Source organism: Hydrogenophaga sp. (assembly GCF_026125825.1).
GTDB lineage: Bacteria > Pseudomonadota > Gammaproteobacteria > Burkholderiales > Burkholderiaceae_C > Hydrogenophaga.
On sequence record NZ_JAHCKK010000186.1, the window covers coordinates 1 to 3,620 of the forward strand.

Annotated in this window: 4 protein-coding genes; 2 read left to right on the plus strand and 2 right to left on the minus strand. The window is 73.2% G+C overall.

Annotated features, from left to right (window positions below; translation table 11 throughout):
* Positions 1-1,145: 23S rRNA (adenine(2503)-C(2))-methyltransferase RlmN (gene rlmN, locus KIT86_RS24665; protein ID WP_297403321.1), on the minus strand; the 1,145-nt coding region annotated here is incomplete at its 3' end.
* 71 nt (positions 1,146-1,216) lie between these two features.
* On the opposite strand from rlmN, the gene tatB reads away from it, so the two are divergent.
* Entirely contained in the window at positions 1,217-1,753 is a 537-nt protein-coding gene (tatB, locus tag KIT86_RS24670) for a Sec-independent protein translocase protein TatB (RefSeq protein WP_297403322.1), read from the plus strand.
* Positions 1,750-2,568 carry a twin-arginine translocase subunit TatC gene (tatC, locus tag KIT86_RS24675; RefSeq protein WP_297403324.1) on the plus strand — a complete coding sequence of 273 codons (819 nt, stop codon included), beginning with the start codon at positions 1,750-1,752 and terminating at the stop codon, positions 2,566-2,568. Before tatB ends, tatC begins: the two co-directional genes overlap by 4 nt.
* A 16-nt stretch (positions 2,569-2,584) precedes the next feature.
* Here the strand turns inward: tatC and KIT86_RS24680 are convergent, their stop codons facing one another.
* Positions 2,585-3,496 carry a hypothetical protein gene (locus KIT86_RS24680; protein ID WP_297403326.1) on the minus strand — a complete coding sequence of 304 codons (912 nt, stop codon included), beginning with the start codon at positions 3,494-3,496 and terminating at the stop codon, positions 2,585-2,587.
* Between the last annotated feature and the right edge of the window lie 124 nt (positions 3,497-3,620).

Genomic DNA, 3,620 nt, shown 5'->3' on the forward strand with positions numbered 1-3,620 from the left:
CGCTGCGCGCTCGGGGCGCTTTGCGCCCGCTGGGGCGGCCGCTTCTGGGGCCCCTTCTCGAGGTCGGGGACTTCGCTTCGCGACTGTGGCGGCCCGTCTTTTGCCGCGAGCTGGCCGCAGGCGGCGTCGACGTCGGCGCCGCCGCTGTAGCGCTTGTGCGAGAACACGCCGCGGGCGCGAAGGACGTCGCGGAACGCGGCCTCGACGTCGTCGGCGGCGCGCGCGAACGGGTCCGGCGCGCCGATGCCGTTGTACGGGATGACGCTGAGGCGCGGCGACTTCCCGGTCCGCTCGCGGAACGAGAGGATCACGTCGGCGAGCGCGTGCGCGTGCGCGGCGGAGTCGTTCACCCCGGCGAGGAGCGTGACCGCGAACATCGGCGCGAGGCCGGTCAGCGCGACGTGCTCCGCCGCCGCGTCGAGCACGTCCGCGAGCGCGTGCGATCGCTCGATCGGCATGAGCGATCGCCGCGTCTCCGTGAGCGCGGACCCGAGCGAGAGGCCGAGCCGCACCTTCGGCGCCGCCTGCGCGAGGCGGCGGATCCCGCTCGGCAGCCCCGACGTGCAGACCGTGATCGCGCGCGCGTCGATCGCGAGCGCGGAGGGCTCCATCATCACCTCGATCGCGTGGAGCACGCGATCGAGGTTCGCCATCGGCTCGCCCATCCCCTGGAAGACGACGCCGTGCACGCGCGTCCCGGCGGGGAGGCCGCGCCGGACGACGCGCACCTGCTCGACGATCTCCCACGTCTCGAGGTTGCGCTGGAGGCCCATCCGCCCCGTCGCGCAGAACGTGCACGCGAGCGCGCAGCCGACCTGCGAGCTCACGCACACGGAGAAGCGGCCCTTCGCCTCGAGCGGGATGCGCACCGTCTCCACGACGTGCCCGTCCGCGGTCGCGAGCGCGTACTTCACGAACGGGTCGACCTTGCTCGCGCGCTCGGCCGCGATCGCGAGCGACGGCACGTGGCCCGCGCGGACGACCTCCTCGCGCGACGAGCGGCGGATGCCGGAGCTCGGCGTCTGCGGATCGACGTCGCGATGGACCTGCGAGACGACGCGGCGCGCCTCGTCGAGCGTGAGCGCGGGGAGCTGCCGCGCGAGCGCGGCCGGCGTGATCCCCTGGAGCGCGACGGGAGCGGCCATGACGGTGCCCGAGGCTAGCGGGCCCGACTGGCGGAGGCCACCCGGCACGAAGAAGGTGCTAGGTTGATCGCGTGTTCGGCTTCAGCTTCTCGGAGCTCGTGGTCGTCGTGCTCGTGACGCTCATCGTCATGGGCCCGAAGGACCTGCCCAAGATGCTGCGGAAGCTCGGGCAGTGGGCGGGCAAGATCCGGCGCGCCGCGGCGGACCTCCGCGCGCAGTCCGGCATCGACGACGCGCTCCGCTCGGAGGGGCTCGCGGACGACATCGCGGAGATCCGGAAGCTCGCGCGCGGCGAGCTCGACGCCGTGCAGCGGGCCGCCCGCGTCGAGGCCGACGCGCCGAAGCCGATCGCGCAAGAGGACTACGCGCGCGGCGACGACTTCAACGTCTTCCGCGACCGCGAGTACCCGCGCGACGGCGCCGACTCGTACGGCTGCCTCCCCGACAACGCGATCGTCTACGCGGAGGGCCTCCCGAAGAGCCCGCTCGCACGCGACGCGCTCTACCTCCTCGGCGACGAGGACGCCGAGCTCCCGCCCTTGCCCCCCGCGGAGGAGACCGAGGCCCCCGAAGAGACCGAAGCTCGGGCGGAGGCGGAGGCGTCATGACGACGGCGGAGACGAGCGAGCACGACGAGCCCGAGGACGACGTCAAGATGACGATCTGGGAGCACCTCGGGGAGCTCCGGAAGCGCCTCGGCCGCGCCGCGATCGGCCTCGTCGCGGGCGCCTGCGTCTGCTGGGCGTACCGCCAGCTCCTGCTCGACTGGCTGATGGTGCCGTACGCGAAGGCGTGGGGGGAGCGGTTCCCCGAGCTCGTCGCCGCGGGCCAGAAGCCGGAGCTGCAGACCCTCGCGCCCGCCGACGCGTTCGTGAACTACATGCAGCTCGCGCTGGTCGGCGGGGTCATCCTCGCGACGCCGATCGTCTTCTACCAGCTCTGGGCGTTCATCAGCCCGGGCCTCTACTCGCGCGAGAAGCGCTACATCATCCCGTTCGTCGTCTTCTCGACGACGCTGTTCACGTCGGGCGTCGCGTTCGCGTACTACGTCGCGCTCCCGTTCAGCTTCCCGTTCTTCTTCTCGCTCCTCGGCGAGGTCGGCTCGCAGTCGGGCGTCGTCCTGACGACGAAGCCGACGATGGAGTACTACCTCGACTTCGCGGAGCACATGCTGCTCGCGTTCGGCTTCGTCTTCGAGCTGCCGCTGTTCATCGGGTTCCTCGCCCTCGCCGGCATCGTCACGCCGCAGCAGCTCGTGAAGTTCAGCCGCTACGCGATCGTCGGCGCGTTCGTCGTCGGCGCGTTCGTCACGCCGGGCCCCGAGATCTCGAGCCAGATCGCCGTCTCGAGCGCGCTCATCGCGCTCTACTTCCTGAGCGTCGGGCTCGCGTTCCTCATCTACCGGAAGAAGAAGGACGCCTGAGCCCGGGCGCCCGCGGTCACGGCGGGGCGTCGCTCGCCGCCGCCCGCGGATCGAAGGACGCCGGGCGCGTCCCCGCCTGGTCGAGCGCGCGGAGGCCTCCGCCGGCGACGTACGTCTCCGTCTGCGCGACGTCGGGGCGAGCGCGGAGCCGCGAGGACGCCCGCGCGTCGCTCAGCCAGTTCCGCAGGCGCCACGCCCCGAACCCGAGCGCGGGCCCGACGACGAGCGCGATCGCCCAGACGAAGCGCGTCCACGCGGGGCGGCCGCGCGCGAGCAGCCCGTGGTCGCTCGCCGGCTCGAAGTTGCGCGCGCGCGCGTCGATGAACGGATCGAGCGAGGCGAGGTCGTCGAGCGTCCCGCGGTGCGTCGCCGCGGCGAGGGCCTCGCGGGCGCGCCGCACCGCCGCGAGCTGCGCGTCGGCGGCGTACTGGCCGCGGGCCTCGAAGACGAACGACCTCGTGGGAAAGACGAGCCAGAGCGACGAGTGCGTGTACCGTCCCTTGTGGCTGTGGTGCACGGGGTCGAGCGACTGGAGCTCGGAGAGGGAGTAGAGCTCGAGCTGCCGGGTGCGCGCGTCGACGAGGTCCAGCGGGAACACGTAGACGCCGGGCGCGAACGGGAGCGAGCCCCGGATCGCCCGCCGGCGCGCGAGCATCGACGCCGAGAGGACGAGGGCCGCGCCGGCGGCGACGTAGCCGCCGAGCAGACGCCGGTCCTGCACGGGCGCGTCGATCGCCCCGAAGCGCCAGCACCCGAGGCCGCCGAGCGCCGCCGCCGCGAGCACGAGGAGGAGGTACCACCCCGCCGGGCTCCGTTGCTTCGAGACGCGCTGGCAGATCGGCCGCGCCGCCGGCGAGGCCGACACGAGCGAGCGGACGAATCGCTCGCGGGTCGTCCGCGGGAGGTCGTTGAAGTCGATCGAGCGCACGCCGGCCGTTAGAGCACATCTCGTCACCCGAGATGTGCTCGTTGAGCAGGAGCGGACGCGGCCCAGACTACGGCGCCGCGCGCGCTCAGGCCCGCGGCTCGGAGAGCGGCACGGGGACGCGGCG